At 64.8% G+C, this 17098-nt stretch carries 15 protein-coding genes; 7 read left to right on the top strand and 8 right to left on the bottom strand.

The genetic code is table 11. From position 1 onward, the window contains the following. The first annotated feature begins 8 nt into the window (after window positions 1-8). The 7 genes from HF854_RS07060 (at window position 9) to HF854_RS07030 (ending at window position 7368) form a co-directional block, all read left to right on the top strand. Window positions 9-464: a YraN family protein gene (locus HF854_RS07060; protein ID WP_204674442.1), complete on the top strand. Its 456-nt coding sequence runs from the start codon at window positions 9-11 to the stop codon at window positions 462-464. Further along, a complete protein-coding gene (gene rsmI, locus HF854_RS07055; protein ID WP_040369578.1) occupies window positions 397-1245 on the top strand; it encodes a 16S rRNA (cytidine(1402)-2'-O)-methyltransferase in 849 nt (282 codons plus the stop codon). Before HF854_RS07060 ends, rsmI begins: the two co-directional genes overlap by 68 nt. A gap of 46 nt (window positions 1246-1291) precedes the next feature. Next, window positions 1292-2041 (top strand): PTS system mannose/fructose/sorbose family transporter subunit IID, encoded by a 750-nt coding sequence (locus HF854_RS07050; protein WP_168935663.1) that lies wholly within the window; start codon window positions 1292-1294, stop codon window positions 2039-2041. 194 nt (window positions 2042-2235) lie between these two features. Beyond that, entirely contained in the window at window positions 2236-2523 is a 288-nt protein-coding gene (locus tag HF854_RS07045; RefSeq protein WP_168935662.1) for an HPr family phosphocarrier protein, read from the top strand. A gap of 1 nt (window position 2524) precedes the next feature. Beyond that, a complete protein-coding gene (gene ptsP, locus HF854_RS07040; RefSeq protein WP_168935661.1) occupies window positions 2525-4288 on the top strand; it encodes a phosphoenolpyruvate--protein phosphotransferase in 1764 nt (587 codons plus the stop codon). A gap of 4 nt (window positions 4289-4292) precedes the next feature. Beyond that, complete coding sequence (gene smpB / locus HF854_RS07035; RefSeq protein ID WP_006006439.1) at window positions 4293-4748, top strand: SsrA-binding protein SmpB; 456 nt, start codon at window positions 4293-4295, stop codon at window positions 4746-4748. Between the two features lie 4 nt (window positions 4749-4752). Next, window positions 4753-7368: a ComEC/Rec2 family competence protein gene (locus HF854_RS07030; protein WP_168935660.1), complete on the top strand. Its 2616-nt coding sequence runs from the start codon at window positions 4753-4755 to the stop codon at window positions 7366-7368. Between the two features lie 515 nt (window positions 7369-7883). On the opposite strand, the gene mutM is transcribed toward HF854_RS07030, so the two are convergent. From mutM to priA, 8 genes are all read right to left on the bottom strand, one after another. Continuing rightward, entirely contained in the window at window positions 7884-8732 is an 849-nt protein-coding gene (gene mutM / locus HF854_RS07025) for a bifunctional DNA-formamidopyrimidine glycosylase/DNA-(apurinic or apyrimidinic site) lyase (protein WP_168935659.1), read from the bottom strand. 197 nt (window positions 8733-8929) lie between these two features. Further along, entirely contained in the window at window positions 8930-9463 is a 534-nt protein-coding gene (gene rimM / locus HF854_RS07020; protein ID WP_168935658.1) for a ribosome maturation factor RimM, read from the bottom strand. Window positions 9464-9469: 6 nt separating this feature from the next. Beyond that, entirely contained in the window at window positions 9470-9700 is a 231-nt protein-coding gene (locus HF854_RS07015; protein ID WP_006006428.1) for a KH domain-containing protein, read from the bottom strand. A 217-nt stretch (window positions 9701-9917) separates the two neighbouring features. Then, on the bottom strand, window positions 9918-10154 hold the full coding sequence (gene rpsP / locus HF854_RS07010) for a 30S ribosomal protein S16 (protein WP_072337376.1): 237 nt from the start codon (window positions 10152-10154) through the stop codon (window positions 9918-9920). Window positions 10155-10356: 202 nt separating this feature from the next. Then, window positions 10357-11865: a signal recognition particle protein gene (gene ffh / locus HF854_RS07005; protein ID WP_168935657.1), complete on the bottom strand. Its 1509-nt coding sequence runs from the start codon at window positions 11863-11865 to the stop codon at window positions 10357-10359. Between the two features lie 292 nt (window positions 11866-12157). Then, window positions 12158-12814, bottom strand: a complete 657-nt coding sequence (locus tag HF854_RS07000; protein ID WP_168935656.1) for an outer membrane protein — start codon at window positions 12812-12814, stop codon at window positions 12158-12160. 179 nt (window positions 12815-12993) lie between these two features. After that, window positions 12994-14238, bottom strand: coding sequence for an OmpP1/FadL family transporter (locus HF854_RS06995; protein ID WP_168935655.1), 1245 nt, complete (start codon window positions 14236-14238; stop codon window positions 12994-12996). Window positions 14239-14432: 194 nt separating this feature from the next. Next, window positions 14433-16769, bottom strand: a complete 2337-nt coding sequence (priA, locus tag HF854_RS06990; protein WP_168935654.1) for a replication restart helicase PriA — start codon at window positions 16767-16769, stop codon at window positions 14433-14435. Between the last annotated feature and the right edge of the window lie 329 nt (window positions 16770-17098).

The following is a 17098-nucleotide window of genomic DNA, read 5'->3' as shown; positions in this document are numbered from 1 at the left end:
TGCGCCGCCTGGCCGATCCTTCCGGGCCACCGGCAGGGGACGACCGTGCGGGCGGGGACCACAAGGCCGCCCTGGGCCGTGCCGGGGAAGACGCCGCCGCCACCCTGCTGCATGCGCGCGGCATGCGCATCCTGGCCCGCAACTGGCGCAGCGGCCCGCTGGAACTTGACCTTGTCTGCCGGGAAGGCGACACTCTTGTTTTCGTGGAAGTCAAAACGCGCGGTCCGGGCAGTCTGGGCAGCGCCCTGGACGCGGTGGGGCCGCGCAAGCGGCAGACCCTGATCCGGGCCGCACGGGCCTGGCTGGCCGCGCATGACCAGTGGCACCTGCCCTGCCGCTTTGACCTCGTATGTATCGAACCGGGGCCCACGGGCCCGCACATGGAGCACATCCGCCATGCTTTCGACCTCTCCGGCTCCGGGCCATCTGTGGATAGTGGCCACGCCTCTTGGCAACCCTGGTGACCTTTCTCCCCGCGCCCGCGAAGTCCTCGCCGGCGCCGACCTCATCCTGGCCGAGGACACCCGCCGCGCCGGGCTGCTGTGCAGCCAGTGCAACATCCCGGCCCGCCGCTTCCTGAGTTTCCATGACCACAACGAGAGCGAACGGCAGGAAGAGGTCCTGCGCCTGCTGCGGCAGGGACAGAACCTGGCCCTGGTCTCGGATGCGGGCACGCCCCTGCTGGCCGATCCCGGTTACCGTCTGGTGCGCGCCTGCCGGGCCGAAGGCCTGCCCGTCTCGCCCGTGCCCGGCCCTTCGGCGCCGGTGACGGCCCTTTCCGCCGCGGGCATCCCGCCCCTGCCCTACACCTTTTTGGGCTTTTTGCCGCGTGATGCCGCGGGCCGCCGCGCCACGCTCTCGGCCTTTGCCCGCACGCCGGGCTCGCTCATCTTCTTCGAACGCAAGGACCGCCTGCGCGAGAGCCTGGCCCAGGCCGCGGAGCTGCTGGGCCCCCGGGCCGTGGCCGTGTGCCGGGAATTGACCAAGACACATGAGGAATTTATACTTGGTCGTCTGGAGAAATGGCAGGAGCTGCCCGAAGAACTGCTGGGCGAGATCACGGTCATCATCGGCCCGCCGGAACAGAAGGAACGCGCCGATGAAGCCGAAGCCCGCCGGGCCCTGGAAGCTGTCATGGCCGCTGCGGACGAGCGTCTCAAGCCCAAGGAAGTGGCCCGCCGGGCCCAGGAGATGGCCCCCGGCTGGAGCGCCAAGGAGCTTTACGAACTGCTGACCCGCGCCTGAGCCTTTCTCCGCCACGGAACCGACCGCCCAACCAAGCGAGCCCGCCATGTTGCCCACCCGGACAGCCCTTTCCTGCCTTGCGCGAAGCTGCTGCATCAACGCCGCCGTCACGGCACGCGGCATGCAGCAGCTGGGATTGCTGTTCGCCCTGGAACCGGCACTGCGCCACCTGTATCCCGAGGCCGAAGCACGGGCACAGGCGGCGGCCCACTACAGCGCCCACAGCAACACCCATCCCTACATGCTGCCTTTCTACATGGGCCTGTTGCTGAACATCGAAGAACAGGTGGCCGAAGGCAAACTGCCCTCCAACGCGCTTGACACGGTGCGCCGCACGCTGGGCACTACGCTTTCCGCCGTGGGGGACGGTTTTTTTGAAGGGGGCGTCTTCCCCTGCTGGGCGTTGTGCTGCATCTGCTTCCTGCTGGCCGGGCACACGCTGCCCGTCATCCTGCTGACGGTCCTGCTGGCCGTGGCCCTGCTGGCCTTCAGGACAGGCACGTTTTTCTTTGCCCTGCGCTACGGGCTGGCTGCCCTGGCCTGGCTCAAGCGTCTGGGGCTCATCAACTGGACCGGCCGCATCAAGGTCGTCAATGCCTGCCTGCTGACCGTGGCGGCTGCCATGCTGCTGCCCTACAGCGGGGACCGGCATACGCTCCTCTGGTGTATGGGCGGCGGCGCTGCCGTTCTGGCCGCCGCCTGGATCATCGGGCGCCTGCATTTGCCGCGCATCGTGCTCTGGCTGATCCTGCTGACCTTTCTCGTGCTCATGGACACGGGGCTGGTCGGCCTGTAAAGGCCCTTGCCGCCACGGCAGGGAAACATCCGGCCACACGGACGGGAAAGGCGCGCTCCGCAGGGCCTGCAGCCGCCTCAGACGACAGGGCCGCATACGGCATGGCATCCTTGCCGCAAGGCCCCCGATGCGGTGCGGGGGACCGTCAGGAACAGATCGTACAGGTCGCCCCGGGCGACCAGGGAGAATATATCATGGCAGAAGTTCAGGAAACACCCGAAGGCCTCGTCCTCCCCGTCACGCTGCATACGCGTGGCGGGCTGCACGCACGGCCTGCTGCCCGTCTGGCGCAGGAGGCCCAGAATTTTTCCTCCGACATCCAGATCCAGAGCGACAACGGTACCGCCGATGCCAAAAGCATGCTGGATATCCTCTCCCTCGCCATCTCCACAGGCTGCACGCTGACCCTGCTGGCCCGGGGCGATGACGCCCGCGAAGCCCTGACGGCCCTGGCCGATTATCTGGAAAATCTGCAGGACTGATATGGCACGCTCTCTTCTTTTCGGTACGTCCGTCTCTCCCGGCATCGCCATCGGGGTGCTGCGCTTCGCCCACAATGTCCAGACCGTGGAGATGCGCCGCATCAGCCCGCGCGAAGTGGAAGGTGAGCAGGAACAGCTGCGCGCCGCCGTGACCAATGTGCGCGCCGCCCTGCAGGAAGCCATGGCCAAGGTCCCGGAAGACCTTTCCGAATACCGTGAGGTCATCGCCGCCCAGATCGAACTGGCCCGCGACCCCAAACTGGTGGGCAGCGCCCTTTCCCGCATCGAGAAGGAACTGGTCTGCGCCGCCTGGGCCCTGGACAGCACGGTGGAACAGCTGTGCAGCATCTTCCGCAACATGGACGACCCCTATCTGCGCGACCGTGCGCAGGACATCCGGGCCGTGGGCCTGCGCCTGCGCGAATGCCTGGCCGGCAGCTGCGCCCTGCCCGCCGCGGCCGGCGCCGGTATCCTGGCCGCCCAGGATCTTTCGCCCGCCGACGTCATGGACATGGATTTCAAGGACGTGCGGGCCGTCATCACGGCAGAGGGCGGGCCCACGTCGCACACGGCCATTTTGTCGCGCGGCCTGCACATCCCGGCCCTGGTGGGCGTCACCGGCCTGCTGGAGACCGGCAAGCCCGGTGAAAAGGTCATCGTGGACGGCCTCAACGGCTGCCTGCTGCTGGATCCCGATGCCGACGATCTGGCCACCTATGAAGAGCGCCAGCGCGAGTATCAGGAGTGGGAGGCCCGCACCCGCAGCGAGTCCCACTGGCCCGCCGAGATGCGCGACGGCGTGCGCGTGAGCGTCCATGCCAACCTGGAGCGGCTGGAAGAGATGGACGAACTGCAGGCCAGCGGCGCCGAAGGCGTGGGCCTGTACCGTACGGAATTCTCCTTCCTGCGGGAGCATCTGCCCAGCGAGGAAGAGCTCTATGCCGAATACAGTGCCGTGGCCCGCAAGGCCGCGCCCGCACATGTGGTCTTCCGTACCCTGGACGCCGGTGCGGACAAGATGCTCCGCGCCCAGGAAGCCCTCAAGGAACCCAACCCGGCCCTGGGCCTGCGCGGCATCCGCTTCTGCCTGCGGCACCAGAAGATCTTCCGCAGCCAGCTGCGCGCCCTCATGCGCGCCGGGGTGGAAGGCAATATCTCCCTGCTGCTGCCCATGATCTCCGGACTGGCCGAGGTGCAGAGCGTGCGCCGCATCATGCAGGAACTGCAGCAGGAGCTGCAGGCCGCCGGTCTGCCCCACGCCGCCGATCTGCCCCTGGGCATCATGGTGGAGACCCCGGCGGCCGTGCTCATCGCCGATGCCCTGGCCCGCGAATGCGACTTTTTCAGCATCGGCACCAATGACCTTATCCATTACCTCATGGCCATCGACCGCAACAACCTGCATGTGGGCTACCTCAACGAGGCCCTGCATCCGGCCGTGGTCCGCTCCCTGAAGCGCATCATCGACTCCGCCCACCGCGAGGGCATCGGGGTCTCCGTCTGCGGCGAGCTGGCCGCCGACCCCTACGGTCTAGCCCTGCTGCTGGGCATGGGCGTGGACACGCTCTCGGCCTCGCCGCGCTTCGTACCGGGCATGAAGCACATGATCCGCCGCCTGGACGCCCAGACCTGCATGGACATGGCCCACAGCGTGCTCATGAGCACCGACGTGACGGCCTCGCAGCGCATGCTGCGCGAACGCCTGCAGGAGAGCCTGGGCTCGGAGCTGGCCTTCCATACCACAAGCATCATGACGAACAGTTAGGAATATGAGCAAAAAACCATCCCCGTCCACCATCGCCGTCAACAAGAAGGCCCGCCACCTGTACGAACTCTCCGACTTCGTGGAAGCGGGCATCAGCCTGACCGGCCCTGAAGTCAAAAGCATCCGGGCCGGAAAGATCAACTTTCTGGACAGCTATGTGGATTTCCGTGACGGCGAGGCCTTCGTGCTTTCGCTGCATATCGCCCCGTACGACAATGCCGGCTATGTACCGCAGGATCCCGACCGCCCGCGCCGCCTGCTGCTGCACGCCGCCGAGATCCGCCAGATGGCGGCCCGTGTGGAACAGAAAGGCCTGACCGTGGTGCCCGTGCGCATGTACTTCAAGCAGGGCAAGGTCAAGATGGAGATCGCCCTGGGTCGCGGCAAGAAGCTCTTCGACCATCGCGAGACCCTCAAACGCAGGGCCGAAGAACGCGACGCCGCCCGCGATCTGGCCTGATATCATGTGGCGTCCGCCGCTGGCCCCGGGCCTTCTCTGGCAAAGCTGGCTCTTATGCTGGCTGCTGGGCCTGCTGGCGGCACGCTGGCCCGGACCCGCGCTTTGCGCGGGTCTTTGCGTCCTGGTGGCGGACAGCCGTTTGTGGCGTCTCCCCCGCCTGCTGGTGGGCTGTGCCGTCGCCCTGCTGGGCTGTGTCACGGCCCAGGCCCTGCTGCCCGCTTTTCCCGTGCCCCCCGTGCTGGAACAGCTGTACGAGGAACGCACCCCGCCCCGCCACTGGCCTGTGCTGGAAGCCAGGGTGAGCGATGTACGCACCCTGCCGGAACAGCGCCTGCGCATCAGCCTGACCGACCTGCATCTGCAACAGCCTGACGGTCAGCCTCTGGTCCATCTTCCCGGCAACCTTGCCTGGACATGGGAGCAGGCCGCCGTCTTCCCGCTGCCGGGCCAGACCGTTCGCCTGCAACGCAAGCTGTTGCCCGTGGATACCCAGCGCAACTTCGGCCTCACCGATTGGGGCTTCTGGTGGCACAGCCACGGTACCGGCTGGCGCATCTGGAGCCGGGGCACGGACGGTCAGCCCGCCGTCGACGGCGCCCCCTCTCCCTTTGCCCGGCAGCGTCTGGAACTCATTCGAAAGTTCCTTGCCGTGCTCCTGCCGGGCAGGGACGATCTTTTGCCGCCCGCCGCCGCTTCTCCCTCCGGTCTGACGGCCGCCCCCCCTCCCCAGCTCCCTGTCGCCGCGCCTTCCACGCCTTCCGCGGCACCGGTGCCCCAGAGCAAGGCCATCCTGCTGGCCCTGCTCTTCGGGGAACGCTTCCTGCTGGAGACGCCCACCGTGAAGGCCTTCAATGCCGGCAACCTTTCCCACAGTCTGGCCCTTTCCGGGCAGCATCTGCTCGTGGCCGGTCTGGCGGGGATGCTCCTGGTCTGGCTGGCGGCCCGTATGCATCCGGGGCTCTATCTCTGGCGCCCCCGTACCGTCCTCATCCCGCTGGCGGCCTGCCCGGCGGCCCTGGGCTATCTCTGGCTAGGCAATGCGCCGCCTTCGCTGCTGCGGGCGGCCGGGATGCTCCTGTTGCTGGCCACGGCCATGGCCCTGGCCCACCTGCGCTGCATGCCGCTGCCCCAGACGCTCCGGGAGCGCCTCCCTTCCAGCGGGCTGGATGTCCTGTGCTGCACGCTGCTCTGCATCACCGTCATCTCCCCCCTGTCCGTCTTCGATACCGGTCTGCAACTTTCCGCCCTGTGCGTGTCCGTCATCTGCTGCGCCACGCCGCTCATGGGGCAGCTGTTGCGCCGTATCCCGCGGACGTCCCCCGGGCAGCGCCTGCTCCGTTCACTGGCCAGCATTTTGCTGGTCTCCTTCTTTATCCAGCTGGCCCTGCTGCCCCTTTCCCTGCTGCTGTTCAACAACAGCGGGCTGTGGTTCCTGCTCAATGTTTTCTGGCTGCCCGTCCTGGGCACCCTTGTCCTGCCGGGGGCCTTCCTGGGACTGGGGCTCAGCCTGTGCGGCCTTGGCCCGGCAGCCGCTCTGGTGCTGGATGTGGTGGCCCTGCCCTGCCAGTGGCTGGTGGACGGCCTGCTTTTCCTCCAGACGCAGGGCTGGCTCAGCGTCCCCCCCATCCTGCGGCCCCACTGGACGGCCCTGCCCGCCATGGCCTGCCTTTTTCTGGCACTGGCCCTGCGGGCCGGACGCCCCGGCTTGCCGCCGGCGGGAAAACGCCTGCTCATCTGCGGTCTGCTGCTGGCCTGTGTGGGCCCGGCCCTGCGTCTGCACCACAGTCTGGTGCCCCGGCTGGAGCTTTCCGTCCCTGACGTGGGACAGGCGCAAGCCGTCCTGCTGCGTCTGCCGCATGGCCAGACCCTGCTCGTGGACGCCGCAGGCAGCATGTCCCGCTCCTGGAACCCGGGACGCGAACTCCTCCTTCCCCTGCTAGCCTGCAATGCCCGCCCCGGTCTGGACGCCATCATCAACAGCCATCCCGACATCGATCACGCGGGCGGCATCCCTCCCCTGCTGGCGGCCTTTCCCGAAGCGCTCCTGCTGCACAACGGCCAGCCGGGCAGTGGTCAGATGGGGCATATCTGGCAGGCCACCCTGCAAAAACGGAAGAACGCCCCCCTCCATGCCGGAGATACCCTGCAACTGGGCGATCCCGAAGACGGGCTGGCTCTGTATGTGCTGCATCCGCCCCGGCCAGCCCCGGGCGCCTATGTCTGGGAAGGCAACAGTGCCTCCCTGGTCCTGCGCCTGGTCCACAATGGGCACGGCCTGGCCCTTTTCCCCGGTGATGCCGACGGGGCCGCCCTGCGCCACCTGCTGGCCAGTGGCCGGGACGTGCAGGCCGATGTCCTGCTGGCACCGCACCACGGCTCGGACAGTTCTTTTTTGCCTGAATTCCTGACGGCTGTGCGCCCCCGGCTGGTGGTAGCCTCCTGCGGCGCCTTCAACCGCTTCGGCCATCCCGGGAAACAGCTCAGACAATGGCTGGAAGAACAGCATATCCCCCTGCTGCAGACAGGCCGCTACGGGCATGTCCGTGTGACCTGGCCCCTGTCAGGCGACAGGGACGTCCCTCTTCTGGACTGGGACACCGCCCGGCCGGTACGGCCCTGAAGACAGACGAGAAAGAAAATCCTCCCTACTGCTACCGCTGCCTGCCGGACGCGGGACGACCTTGTCCGCAGGACGTGTGGGGCCTCATCGACGAGCGCATGCCTTGCGAACGGCGACGGCAGGGTGGAGAGTCCTCCGGATAAAAAATTGCTGTCGTCCTCCGCAACGTACGGTATTCGCTCGGCTGACGCGATGACAGTGGCAGCAGTGCGGTGGTTGTCCGGTGACCTTTGTGCGCGCACCGCATGGATACAGGCTGCGCATCACTCTACAGCCTGCGGCCTCAAGCTCTGGAAAAGAGGATACCCTTGCGCACACTCTCCTCTTTGTACGGCGCCGGACACGGACAACGGGCCGCTCCCCGCAGGGAACGGCCCGTTGCTCATCACGGCTGCACATCAGCCATACACAACTGTTTGTCAGGCTGACGGCCCGAAATGCCCGCCAGACCGAGGTCTGCTGAGAGAGGGGAAGGGAGCTTTACCGCAAAGCTCCCTTCCCCAAAAGATCGCCCGCTACTTCTGGCACTGCGGACAAAATACCGTGGCCCGGCCGGCGATACGCCCTTTTTCCAGCTCCGTGCCACAGCGACGGCAAAGCTGTCCGCCACGGCCATAGACGAAAAAGGTATTCTGGAAAGCGCCCACATTGCCGTTGGCATCCCGATAATCACGGATGGAGCTGCCGCACTGGGCGATGGATTCCCGCAAGACCTCCTGCAAAGCGCAGCGGAGACGTTCCGCTTCTGCCTCCGAAAGCTCCCCGGCAGGCCGGCGGGGATCGATACCGGCCCGGAACAGGGACTCGTCCGCATAGATATTGCCGATACCGGCCAGTACGGTCTGATCCAGCAGGGCGGCCTTGATGGCCCGGCGTCCGTGCAAACGCGGCCCCAGAGAACCGGGCCCCATGTACAGCGGTTCCGGGCCCAGCGAACGCCAGAAGTCCCAGCGCTCCAGCAGCTCCGGCGTGGCGGCAAAGACCAGGCCGAAGGAGCGCACATCATCGAAAAAGAGCTGCGCCCGGCTCCCGTCAGGCCGCTGCAAATGGAAGATGATGCGCGTGTGCTTCAAAGGGGCGGCCCCTTCCGGGTGGACCATGAAGCGCCCCGTCATGCGCAGATGCACGGCCAGAATCGACGGCACAGGCAGAGCAGCGGCTACGGCGGGCGGCTCCAGATCCAGCAGGGCCAGCTTGCCCCGGCGACGGGCAGCGCTGATGCGCGTCCCCGCCAGTCGCTCCACAGGAAGGCTCAGGGGATGCAGGGAACGCTCGCGCAGCACGTCCACCCGCTCGATGCAGCATTCCAGTACCTGCGGCCGCAGAGTACGGACGACGGTCTCCACTTCCGGCAATTCGGGCATGATCCACCTCATACGAAAGGACCTGCCGAGGGCAGGTCCAAACCAGCAGGGGCCGGAACCATCCGGCCAGGAAAAAGACAGCCCGTGTTGCGGACAGCACGGGCAGCAAAAAAGACAGGCAAAAACAGGGAACAGGGCAGTCGTATGGACGGTCCGAAATGCTCGCCGCAATCCGGCGGCAAAGCCGACTCCACAGGCTAGGCCTGTTCGTCACCGCCCAGATAGATGTCCAGCAGGCCTTCCGGCGGCGCGATGTGGATGCACTCCCCTTCCAGGTCGAAGCCTTCGATGAACGAGGCTTCCGCAGGGAACAGGACTTCCTTGCCGTCATCGGTCACGATGCTCCAGACCTCCAGACCGGCAGGATATTCCACATGATCCAGCACGCCCAGGCGGGAGCCGTCAGGCAGGATGACGGCAAAGCCCAACACGTCCTCCACGTAGACTTCGTCTTCGTCCACAGGGGGCAGCAGGTCGCGGTCCACAAGAATCTTCTGGCCGCGCAGGGCTTCGATGTCGTTACGGTCGGTCACCCCCTCCAGCAGGAGCAGGGGACGACCTTTGTGCATGCGCCACGAACGGGCCCGGGCAGGACGCGGCGGGGCATCGCCCGCCTGCAACCAGAAAGGACCGTCCAGCAGCGAAGGGGAGTCTGCGTACCAGTCGACGCAGATCTCCCCCTTGATACCGTGCGGGCGCGCGAGCGTGCCCATATGGATGCGTCGTGCCATGAGGAACTATTCCAGGATCTCGAGTACGACGCGTTTTTTGGCCTTGGTGGACGCGGCGCTGAGCAAGGTGCGCATGGCGCGTGCCGTGCGGCCCTGCTTGCCGATCACCTTACCGAGATCTTCCTTGGCGACCTTCAATTCCAGCACAGTGGTCTGTTCGCCTTCCACTTCAGTGACCTGTACCTGATCAGGCGCGTCCACGAGCGAACGGGCGATAAATTCAATCAAAGCTTTCATTGCTGGCCTCCCGCAAGTCCTGCCGTGACAAGACTGTTGCTGTGAGCGGGCGCTGCATCTCCGCGGGAAAAGCCCGCGGGAAAAGCGCCATGCGCCTGCGGTGCGGTACGTCCATCAGGCAGCCCCCTCAGGGATCTGCCGCGTCAGTACCGCACACCGGAAGAACATCGGGCCAGTACCGGAAAGACCGGTACGATGGTATCCTGCAAAGATACCCTTAGGCCATCTTCTTGAGCAGAGCGCGGACGGTGTCGGTGGGTTCGGCACCGCGATCCAGCCAAGCCTTCACCTTTTCGGCGTCCAGCTTCACTTCGGCGGGATCGGTCATGGGGTTGTAGTAACCCAGGAATTCCAGCGGACGGCCATCACGACGGGTTTCGTCGTTGGCGGCCACGACGCGGTAGAAAGGATGCTTCTTGCTGCCCAGACGGGTCAATTTCAGCTTAACAGCCATGATTATCTCCTGTTTGTGCTATGGTAGCGTTGCGGGGGCAAAAGAGCAAGTTTGCCCTCCCCCCATTATATCAATGACCAGTGCGCCGCAACGATTTTTTTATCGCGTCTCCGGCATCGCCGCAGCCGTCTGGCGATGAGGTTTCGCCGTGCTCTGCCGGGGAACGGACGCTGATCCGTGCGGACAGACCGCACGGACGGGCCTATTTCTTTTTGCGTTTGGCAGGCCGTTCGCGCTTCTTGCGCTTTTTGGCCGCCGCCGACTTGCCGTGTCCGGCATCCGGCAGCCCCATGGGCGGCATACCGGGCATGCCACCCATCCCCGGCATCATGCCGGGCATCCCGCCCATGCCGCCGGGCATGCTCATGCCCCGGGGCATCCTGGGCATGGCAGGCATCCCCTTGGCCTTGCCGCCCATCATCCCCTTCATCATCTGGCGCATCTGCTCGAACTGGCGCACCAGCTGGTTGACCTGCTGCACCGTGACCCCGGCGCCCTTGGCGATACGCGCCCGGCGGCTGCCGTTGAGGATATCGGGGTTGCGGCGCTCGGCCATGGTCATGGAGTTGATGATGGCTTCGGTACGGGCCATTTCCTTTTCAGGCATGGCCCCGTTGGCTTCGGCCAGCTTTTCGCGCAGGCCGCCCATGCCGGGGATCATCTTCAAAATACTGTCCAGAGAGCCGAGCTTCTTGATCCGGCGCATCTGGGTACGGAAATCTTCCAGGTCGAAGCTGGCCTTGCGCATCTTTTTGGCAAGGGCTTCGGCCTCGTCGGCGTCGATGGTGGCCTGGGCCTTTTCCACCAGGGTGAGCACGTCGCCCATGCCCAGGATGCGGCCCGCGATGCGGTCAGGATGGAAGACCTCCATCTCGGACAGCTTTTCGCCCATACCCACGAACTTCACCGGGGCACCGGTCACCGCCCGGATGGACAGGGCCGCACCACCGCGGGCATCGCCATCCATCTTGGTCAGCACCACACCGGTCAGGCCCAGACGTTCGTTGAAGGACTCCGCCACGGTCACGGCATCCTGACCGGTCATGGCGTCGGCCACGAACAGGATCTCCTGCGGGTTCACCGCCGCCTTGATGGCGGCCAGTTCCTGCATCAGGGGCTCGTCCACATGCAGACGGCCGGCGGTGTCCAGCAGGACCACCGTGGCCTGCTGCTCACGGGCGGCTTCCATGGCCTGACGGGCGATGTCCACGGGATTCATGTCCACCGTGGACGGGAAGCAGGGCATGTCCAGCTGCTTGGCCAGCACGGTCAGCTGATCGATAGCCGCGGGACGGTACACGTCGGCAGGCACCAGATAGGGACGCATCTTCTGCTTGCGCAGCAGATTGGCGATCTTGCCCGCCGAGGTGGTCTTACCGGAGCCCTGCAGGCCCACCAGCATGATGACGGCTGGTTCCTGGCCCTGAAGGTTCAGCCCCGCTGTCTCACCACCAAGCAGCCCCACCAGCTCTTCATGGACGATCTTGACGACCTGCTGCGCCGGACTGACGCCCTTGATGAGTTCCTGTCCCAGGCACTTCTGGCGGACGTTCTCCACAAAGTCCTTGACGACCTTGAAGTTGACGTCGGCCTCCAGAAGGGCAAGACGCACCTCGCGCAGGCCGGCCTGGATATTTTCTTCCGTCAGCTGGCCGCGTCCGCTGAAGGAGCGGAACACACCGGAAAGGCGATCGGAAAGACTTTCAAACATGGGAACCCCGCTATCAAGTTACACTGAAAGGCCCTGCCCTCCCTGCCGCAGGACATGGCGACAGATCACGCGGGCCCGGCCAGCGCATACAGAATTGTGATTCATAGGCTGTTTATGCCGTTTCGTCAAGAAAAGACCGCAGTGGCGGCCATCACGGCTTTTTACCAGGCCGTCCCGGCCTGTCTGTGGCTCACGGATCCCGGGGGACATGCCCTTCACGCCGCCCCTGCCTGCCAAAAAACAAAAAGACCGCCCCGAGGGAGCGGCCTTTTCAAATCGCGGATAATGCGCTTTAGAAAGCGAAGCGCAGGCCCAGCATGAATTCGTGGTTGTAAGGACGGCTGCCCACCTTGATCTGGTCGCCGTTCAGGGAACCGCTGGCTTCGGTGTAGCCCAGGTCCACATAGCGGTAGGCGGCGTCGATGTACAGGGCGTCGTTCACGTTGTAAGCCACACCGGCGCCCACGTTCCAGGCGAAATTAGTGGTGTGTTCGTCACGGGAAACGGCGCTGCCGCCACGGTGCAGGTCGAAGCCCAGGTAGTTGAAGGACATACCGATACCGGCGCCGATGTAGGGCACGAAGGCGCTGTCGTTGCGGAAGTCATAGTACAGGTTGGCGAACAGGGTGGAGCTGTTCCAGGTGCAGTCCACGCTGCCCCAGTTGCTGCCCCAGCTCTTTTCGCTGTTGCCGCGCAGGGCGTATTCCAGTTCCACTCGCAGGGGCACCAGATACTGGGGCCAGAAGTCGTAACCGGCAGCCAGAGCGCCGCCCAGGGTGAACTGGGAGTATTCGTCCACGCCGCCCATACCGGAGCGTTCGATGGTGCCGGTTTCCTGAATGGTCATCAGGAACTTGGGAGCCAGGTACATACCGGTACCTTCGGCCTTGGCCATGCCGGGCAGGACCAGAGCCACCAGCAGAGCCAGTGCAAGGATGGTGCGTTTCATTGCTCTCCTCCAAAGAGATGTTTCCTGCAAAGCAGGGCCTGTTCAGGCGGTAAAAGTTTAGACTTTCTCAAACGGGACTATAGAGATTTTCCAGCCCGCGGTCAAATGCTCTGTGCCGCAAGACGCAAAAAAAGGCGTCGCCCCAAGGACGACGCCCCTGAAATCTGCCGGAAAGCAGCCTAGAACTTGTAGCCGAAGCTCAGCATATAGATGTTGGCCACGGTGTCCTTGGAATTGCCGCCGGTGATACCGGATGCCAGACCGGGGGTACGAATACCACTTGCATCAGTGTCATCATAGTTGGTCGGATTGATCCACATGTGGCAGTAGGCGAAGTCGATGGTGAAGTCGTTCCACTCCACGCCCGTGCCCAGGGTCAGGGCCGTGCGGCCGTTGGAGGGCACCATGAAGTCGGAGTGATCCTCGTTGATGACCGGGGTCTCGTACCAGAAACCGGCACGCAGGCTCCACCAGTCCAGAGGCTTGTATTCCACGCTGGCGTTGAAATTCCAGCCGTCTTGCCAGTTTTTGTGGCTGATGGACTGATTGCCGTTGTCCATGTAGATGTTCAGGGAATTGTAGGTGGACCATCGCGTCCAGACAGCACCCACTTCGAAGCTCAGGTTGTCCAGAGGCTTGTAGGCCACGCCCAGGGCCAGAGAGTCAGGCAGCTGCACGGTACTGTGGGCATCAGAGTTCGTGACTTTTTGCAGCTTACCAGCATACGGACCATCAAATTTTGCATCACCGTAGGCATTGACCGTGACCTGGGTCTTGTAGGCCAGGCCCACGGACCACTGATCGTTCAGGCGGGCATGCAGGCCGAAATGGCCGCCCACGCCCCAGCCCGAGGCCTGGACTTCGGCATCATGATCCAAGATGGGCGCCTTCTGTTCCGTGGTCAGGTTGACGTTCATGATCTCCAGACCGGCGGACACGGAGAGGATGTCATTGATCTTCCAGGCCAGAGTGGGCACGGCGGAGATGGTCTGCAGGTTGACGCTGTACAGATTATAACGGCCGGTCCAGTTCTGGTCGTAGCTGTTGCCCAGACCGAAGCGCGAGAACACGCCCAGGCCCAGCCACAGGCTGTCATTGAGCTGCCAGCTGGCGTAGGCGTGCGGCGCGGCCCACACGGCGGGCTTGGTGGTGGTCTCCTGCTTGCCGTGGGCCGTATCCAGCGACAAGGTCCCCATAGGCGCGACCAGGGCCATGCCGCCCATAACCTGGACGCCGGGCAGCTGGGTGATGCCGGCCGCGTTGTAGGCGATGGCCGACACGTCGTCGGCGCGGCCCACCATGCCGCTGGCCAGCCCCAGACCGCGTGCGCTCCACTCGGTCAGCGCAAAACCTTCAGCCATGGCGGACGACGCCACTCCCAGAACCAGGGCCACCCACAGGCCCACCACACGCAAAGCTTTCATTCTTCCTCCCTTGACCATGAAGCACCGGACAAGCTCCTTCCGCCCGGTACCGGCTCCCGCCCTGCCGTGCCCGGCCATGGCACATGCCGGACGCTCCGGCATCAGGGCCGGTCAAAGGCCGCAAAAATGCCGGGGCAGGCACCGCGGAGCTTTCCCCAGTAAAATCCCGCTTGCGGGAAAAATAAACCGGAAGATTAGAGCATATTGACAGGGTCAAGGTCAAGGAAAAGCCGCAAGCGGCTGGCGCACTGCTGCCGCAAAGCTTCATGGTACAGCACCCTGACCTCCTGCCAGCCGGCACTTTTGATGAGGCAGGAAAAACGCCTGCGGCCCCGCAGCATGGCCAGGGGCGCCGGGATAGGCCCCAGCAGGCGCACGCCCAGCTCACGGGCCCTGGTTTGCAGCAAACGGGCCAGCTCCCCCAGCGCCGCGGCACCGCCGGGATCTTCCGCAGGGAAGGAGATGCGCAGCAACGCCAGACGCACGAAAGGCGGATAACCGTGTTGTCGCCTCCGGGCCAGCTCGGCGGCATAAAAACCTTCATAATCACCGCTCTGGACATACTGCCAGCAGTAGTGATTGGTATTGCGGGTCTGGATCAGTACCCGCCCGGGTTTGTCGCCACGTCCTGCCCGGCCTGCGGACTGGACCAGCAGCTGGAAGGACCGCTCCGCAGCCCTGTAGTCCGGCAGATTGAGCCCCAGATCCCCGTCCGCCACGATGGCCAGGGTCACATCAGGGAAGTGGTGGCCCTTGGAGAGCATCTGCGTACCTACAAGGATGGGGGACTCGTGCCGGGCAAAAGCCGCCAGTATCTCTTCCATGCGTCCGGGCCGCCGGGTGCTGTCACGGTCGAGGCGCAGGACAGGCTGCCCGGCCAGCGTGGACAAATATTCTTCCAGCCTTTCGGTCCCCTCCCCCATGGGCAGGAAGTTCATGCTCCTGCACTGCGGGCAGGGACTGGGAAAGGGAACGGCATAGCCGCAGTAATGGCAAACGAGCCGCCCCCGCCCTTTATGGTAGGTCAGGGCGATGTGGCAATGCGGACAGCTGACGGTCTCCTTGCAGTCCAGGCAGTACAGCAGGGGCGCGTAGCCGCGCCGGTTGAGCAGGACAACGGCCTGCTCCCCGCGTTGCAGCACTTCGCGCAGGGCCTGCTCGCTGCGGGCAGCCAGCAGCCCTTCCCCGGCCAGGCCACTGGTATCCACCAGCTCCACCGGCGGCAAAGGCCGCCCTCCTACCCTCTCCGGCAGGCGAAGAAGATCTATCTGCCCCTGACTGGCCGCATGGAAGGTCTTGATGTCCGGCGTGGCCGAGCCCAGCACCAGCAGGCCGCGCTGCCGTGCGATGCGCGACCAGGCCAGCTCCTTGGCCTGATAGGGCAAAGACTCGTCCTGCTTGAACGAGCTGTCATGCTCTTCGTCCAGGATGACGCAGCCCAGCTGCGGTACAGGCAGGAAGAGCGCCGAACGCGTCCCCACCACGAGGCAGGGCTCCTGCCGGGTGGCCAGACGGCGGAAGATCTCCTCCCGTCGTGCCGGGGGCTGGTAGCCATGATAGAAAAACAGGGGCACATGGGGCAGGACGCAGGCCGCATCCCGACGCAGCTTGCAGGCAAGAGCCACTTCGGGAGCCAGCAGGAGGACGCTCCTGCCCTGCTCCATGCAATGCCGGATCAGCTCCAGATAGACAGCCGTCTTGCCGCTGCCGGTCACCCCAAACAGCAGGACCGATGCGGGCCGCTCCGTCTCCAGCGCAGCACGCAGGGCCTCCAGGGCCCGCTGCTGGTCTGCATTGAGCTCAAAGGCCCGGGGCGCGGGCGGAAGCAGCTCGTCAGCGGGCTCATCGGCCTCCGCGTGGCGCAAAGCCACGAAGCCGGCCTGCAGCAAAGATCGCAGGGCCGGAGCACTGCCGGCTCCCAGATCCCGAGTCAGCTGGCGACGGCTGACCTGTCCCCGTTCATGCAGATAGTCCAGTATCTCGCGCTGCCGTGCGGCCTGCGGCCGTACCGGCCAGGGAGGATCCACCCGCAGCACACAGAGTTCCTCCCCAGCGGCATCCCGGCCCGACGCGACAAGACGGGCCTCCCCCCGGCACAGGGCCGCGGCCAGGGCCTGACGCAGATCCGGTTCCAGTTTCGTGACCTGCTTCACCGTACAGGAAAAATCCCTGTCCGCCGCCAGCCAGCGGATACGCAGATCCACCTGGCGCAAGCCCTGCGGCAGGACATGCCCGAACACGCAGCCCGGCTCCAGTCCCTGCCTGATGGCCAGATCCCGTGCCAGCGCCCTGACCTCCTCCGAAAGCAGGGGGACGGTCTCCAGCGGCCAGGCCACCTCCTTGCAGGTGACGTCATCGGGAAGATCGCTGTGCTCCAGCCGCTCCATCAGGATGCCTGCCCGCAACGCACCACGGCCCAGGGGGATGGCCACGCGCAGGCCTTCCTGCCAGAACTCTTCGGGAAAGATGTCAGGCAAGGCGTACGTCAGGGTGCTGTAAGGAGCGGAAAGCAGAGCGATACGGGCAAACATGGGACCTCGTGACAAGAGGGGAATCTGTCGGGCCTGCCAGGCTGCACGGACACAGCGGCAGAAAGTTGCATCGCTCCCGCCAAAAGAGAGCTATGCATCCGAAGGATGTCGCAGCATAGACGCAGGAGACAGGCAAGGCAAGGACGTCTGATACGGCTGCCTCAAAAACGGAAAAGGGGGGCTTGCGCCCCCCCTGAAACATCCCGGTCGGGAAAGACTAGATAGTGTCGTCAAATTCAAAAGTATGTTATAAGAGCGTGTTTGGAAACTTCAGCTTTTATAGTTACAAGAAGGCATGTGGACAAAAAAAGACTGTGCGCGGCAGCAAA

The organism is Desulfovibrio piger, assembly GCF_012843875.1.
In the GTDB taxonomy this organism is placed as follows: domain Bacteria; phylum Desulfobacterota; class Desulfovibrionia; order Desulfovibrionales; family Desulfovibrionaceae; genus Desulfovibrio.
This window is presented reverse-complemented; position numbering and strand designations above follow the sequence as displayed.

What these genes read in the sequence shown, in the direction of transcription:
- rsmI (WP_040369578.1), top strand. Translation starts at nt 397, where the DNA reads ATGCTTTCGACCTCTCCGGCTCCGGGCCATCTGTGGATAGTGGCCACG.
- HF854_RS07050 (WP_168935663.1), top strand. Translation starts at nt 1,292, where the DNA reads ATGTTGCCCACCCGGACAGCCCTTTCCTGCCTTGCGCGAAGCTGCTGC.
- HF854_RS07045 (WP_168935662.1), top strand. Translation starts at nt 2,236, where the DNA reads ATGGCAGAAGTTCAGGAAACACCCGAAGGCCTCGTCCTCCCCGTCACG.
- ptsP (WP_168935661.1), top strand. Translation starts at nt 2,525, where the DNA reads ATGGCACGCTCTCTTCTTTTCGGTACGTCCGTCTCTCCCGGCATCGCC.
- smpB (WP_006006439.1), top strand. Translation starts at nt 4,293, where the DNA reads ATGAGCAAAAAACCATCCCCGTCCACCATCGCCGTCAACAAGAAGGCC.
- HF854_RS07030 (WP_168935660.1), top strand. Translation starts at nt 4,753, where the DNA reads ATGTGGCGTCCGCCGCTGGCCCCGGGCCTTCTCTGGCAAAGCTGGCTC.
- mutM (WP_168935659.1), bottom strand. Translation starts at nt 8,732, where the DNA reads ATGCCCGAATTGCCGGAAGTGGAGACCGTCGTCCGTACTCTGCGGCCG.
- rimM (WP_168935658.1), bottom strand. Translation starts at nt 9,463, where the DNA reads ATGGCACGACGCATCCATATGGGCACGCTCGCGCGCCCGCACGGTATC.
- HF854_RS07015 (WP_006006428.1), bottom strand. Translation starts at nt 9,700, where the DNA reads ATGAAAGCTTTGATTGAATTTATCGCCCGTTCGCTCGTGGACGCGCCT.
- rpsP (WP_072337376.1), bottom strand. Translation starts at nt 10,154, where the DNA reads ATGGCTGTTAAGCTGAAATTGACCCGTCTGGGCAGCAAGAAGCATCCT.
- ffh (WP_168935657.1), bottom strand. Translation starts at nt 11,865, where the DNA reads ATGTTTGAAAGTCTTTCCGATCGCCTTTCCGGTGTGTTCCGCTCCTTC.
- HF854_RS07000 (WP_168935656.1), bottom strand. Translation starts at nt 12,814, where the DNA reads ATGAAACGCACCATCCTTGCACTGGCTCTGCTGGTGGCTCTGGTCCTG.
- HF854_RS06995 (WP_168935655.1), bottom strand. Translation starts at nt 14,238, where the DNA reads ATGAAAGCTTTGCGTGTGGTGGGCCTGTGGGTGGCCCTGGTTCTGGGA.
- priA (WP_168935654.1), bottom strand. Translation starts at nt 16,769, where the DNA reads ATGTTTGCCCGTATCGCTCTGCTTTCCGCTCCTTACAGCACCCTGACG.